Consider the following 4,089-nt stretch of genomic DNA (forward strand, 5'->3'; position numbering starts at 1 on the left):
AGGCCGCGCTGACCGCCCTCGACGGTGTCGAACACGCCGCGGTCATCGCCCGTGAGGACCGCCCCGGCGACAAACGCCTCACCGCCTACATCACCCAAACCCAACCCGGCACCGCCGACACGGCCCAAATCCGCGCCGCGCTGGCCGACCAGCTCCCGCCCTTCATGGTGCCCGCCGCGATCGTCGCGGTGGACACCCTGCCGATCACGGTCAACGGCAAACTCGACACCCGCGCCCTACCCCCACCCGACTACACCGACACCGACCACTACCGCCCGCCCAGCACCCCGATCGAAGAAATCCTGGCCACCATCTACGCCGAGGTCCTCGGGGTCGAGCGGGTCGGCGTCGACGACTCCTTCTTCGACCTCGGCGGCGACAGCATCCTGTCCATGCAAGTCGTCGCCCGCGCCCGCGCCGCCGGGCTGGCCTGCCGTCCCCGTGACATCTTCGTCGAGCAGACCGTGGCCCGACTAGCCCGCATCCCCGGCATCACCGAGAGCCAGCAACAGATCCTCGACGACGGGATCGGGCCGGTCACGCCCACCCCGATCATGCACTGGCTGTTCGACATCAACGGCCCGATCGACGAGTTCAACCAAACCCTGGTGCTGCAGGCACCCACCCAAGCCACCCACGCCGAGGTGCTCGCCATCCTGCAAGCACTGCTCGACCACCACCCCATGCTGCGCGCACGCGCCGACACCAACACACGGTCACTAACCGTCCCCGAACCCGGTGCGGTCGGTGCCGGTGAATGCCTACGCGCTGTCGAAATGCTCACCGATGAGGTGCTGGCCCAGGCCAGATCCCGACTCAATCCCGGCGATGGGGTGATGCTCAGCGCGCTGTGGGTCGCTGACAGTGGCCGGCTGGTGTTGATCATTCATCATCTGGTCGTGGATGCGGTGTCCTGGCGGATCCTGGTGGAAGACCTCAACATCGCCTGGGCCCAACACCACCACGGCCAGCCGATCACCCTGCCCCCCACCGGCACCTCATTCCAGCGCTGGGCCGCGCTGCTCGACGAGCACGCCCACACCCGCGCCGTCCTCGCACAAGCCGACACCTGGCAACAAATCAGCGGCGTCTCCCCCGCCCTGCCCCCACCCCAACCCGCCGACACCTACACCAACGCCGGACACCTGACCACCACCCTGGACACCGACACCACCCGGGCGCTGCTCACCGACGCCCCCGCCGCCTTCCACACCGGCATCCACGAAATCCTACTGATCGCCTACGCACTGGCCTGGACCGAATTCCTCGACACCGCAGCGCCGGTCGGTATCGACGTCGAAGGCCACGGCCGCCACGACGACCTCACCGACACCGTCGACCTCTCACGCACCGTGGGCTGGTTCACCACCAAATACCCCGTCGCCCTCAACGTCACCGGGCTGCGCTGGCACCACATCGCAGCCGGCGACCCCGCACTGGGCCCCATCATCAAAGCAGCCAAGGAACAACTCCGCGCCCTGCCCCACCCCCTGACCCACGGCCTGCTGCGCTACCTCAACCCCGACACCCACCCACCCACACCCGACCCCACCATCGGATTCAACTACCTCGGACGCCTCGGCGCGACCGCGCCCGCGGCTATCGATGAGCTGTGGCGGATCAGCGAGAACGGTTTGTCGGACACCGCCGCGGCCAGCACGGCGCCGATGCCGTTGTCCCACACCGCCGAACTCAACGCCGCCACCATCGACACCGACACCGGCCCTCAACTCAACGCCACCTGGACCTGGGCCACCTCGGTTCTCGATGACACCCAAATCGCCCGGCTCAGCCAGCTGTGGTTCGACGCCCTGACCGGAATCTGCACCCACGTCCACCACGGCGGCGGCGGCCTGACCCCCTCCGACATCACCCCCGCCCGACTCACCCAACACCAAATCGACCAACTGCAAGAGCAATACGACGTCGCCGACATCTTGCCGCTCACCCCGATGCAGCAAGGGCTGCTCTTCCACGCCACCACGCGCGACACCGACGACGATGTATACGCCCTCCAGCTGCAGATCTCCGTGACCGGCCCGCTGGACCCGCACCGGCTGCGCGTCGCGCTCGACACGGTCGTCAGCCGTCATCCCCACCTCGCGGCAAGATTCTGTCGACAATTCGAACAGCCGATCCAAGTCATCCCTGCCAAGCCCGAAGTTCCCTGGCAGTACATCGAATTCGAGACGAATGCAGAAGATCAGATAGCGAGCCTGTGCGCCGCCGAACGCGCAGCGGTCTGCGATCTCGCAGACGAGCCCGTCTTCCGGGTGGCCCTACTCCACACCGGCGACAACGAGCACCGCATCGTGCTGACCAACCACCACATCCTGCTCGATGGCTGGTCGCTCCCCATCCTCCTGCAAGAGATCTTCGCCTGCTACCAAGGCCGGCGGCTGCCCGCGGCGACACCCTACCGCCGGTTCATCACCTGGCTCGCCGAGCGCGACCTCGACGCCGCGCGCTCCGCCTGGGGCCAGGCGCTCGCAGGCTTTGACACCCCGACCCTCGTCGCCCAGCCGGGCCGGTTGGCATTGGGGCCCCGTGCCGTTGCCTCGGACCGGCTATCCGCCGACATCACCCAGGCTGTCAGTCAGCTGGCGCGCTCGAATCGCACCACGATCAACACCTTGCTGCAGGCGGCGTGGGCGCAGCTGCTGATGGGGCTGACCGGCCAGCGCGACGTCGTTTTCGGCACCGCCGTGTCGGGGCGACCCACCGAGCTAGCCGGCGCGGAAGCGATGGTCGGACTGCTGATCAACACCGTGCCGGTGCGGGCGCACATCACACCAACCACCACCACCACCGACCTGCTCCACCAACTGCACGACGCCCACAACCACACCCTCGACCATCAGCACCTGGCGCTCAACGAGATTCACCGCGCCACCGGCCACGACCAACTGTTCGACACGCTGTTCGTCTACGAGAACTACCCCGTCGACACCGCAGCGCTAGCGGGCGCCGACGGGCTGACCGTCACCGAGTTCACCAGCCGCGAATCCAACCACTACCCACTCACGGTGCAGGCCACACCCGGAGCCGAACTCGGCCTGCGCGTCGAGTACGACACCGATGTGTTCGACACCAAAACCGTTCATGCACTAATCAAACGGTTGGAGCGGGTGTTGGTGGCGATGACCGCTGATCCGCAGGCGCGGTTGTCGTCGATTGATGTGCTCGAGGCCGGTGAGCTCACCCGTCTGGGTGAGTTGGGCCGGTGGCCGGTGTTAACGGAGTCGAGGACGGCGGTGTCGATCCCGGCGTTGTTCGCCGGGCAGGTGCTGCGGGCCCCGCACGCGGTGGCGCTGTGTTGCGGGGCGCGGTCGTGGACGTATGGCGAGTTGGATGAGGCCTCAAACCGGTTGGCGCACGCGCTGGTCGAGTGTGGGGTGGGGCCGGGCGGGTGCGTGGCGGTGTTGTTCCCGCGTTCGGGTGAAGCCATTGTGGCGATCGTGGCGGTGCTCAAGACCGGCGCGGCCTACCTGCCGATCGACCCCGCACTGCCCGACGAGCGGATCGGGTTTGTGTTGGCCGACGCCGCGCCGGTGGCCGCGCTCACCACCGCCGCGTTGCGGCCACGGCTGGACGGCCGCCGCCTCATCGTCGTCGACGTCGATGACCCGCGGATGGACGCCCAACCCAAGACGGGTTTGCCGTTGCCCGCACCCGATGAGGTCGCACACATTATTTACACCTCGGGCACTACCGGGGTACCCAAAGGTGTTGCGGTTACGCATCACAACGTCACCCGCCTGTTCGACGCACTGGAAGTGGGCATCGAGCTGGGGCCGGGGCAGGTGTGGGCGCAGTGTCATTCGTATGCGTTCGACTTTTCGGTGTGGGAGATCTGGGGCGCCCTAGCACACGGCGGGCGTCTGGTGGTGGTGAGCGAGGAGGTCACCCGCTCCCCCGACGACCTGCGCGCGCTCCTGCTCGCCGAACACGTCACCGTCTTGAGCCAGACCCCCTCGGCGCTGGCCGCGCTGTCCCCGACCGGGCTGGATGGCGTGGCGGTGATGGCCGCCGGGGAGGCCTGCCCCGCCGAGATCGTGCAGCGCTGGGCGCCCGGGCGGATCATGGTCA

1 protein-coding gene is annotated in these 4,089 nt (G+C 67.8%); it reads left to right on the forward strand.

What is annotated here, in order from left to right:
- Positions 1–4,089: condensation domain-containing protein (locus tag BRW65_RS30665; RefSeq protein WP_139273342.1), on the forward strand; the 4,089-nt coding region annotated here is incomplete at both ends.

Source organism: Mycobacterium paraffinicum (assembly GCF_001907675.1).
Taxonomy (GTDB): Bacteria; Actinomycetota; Actinomycetes; order Mycobacteriales; family Mycobacteriaceae; genus Mycobacterium; species Mycobacterium paraffinicum_A.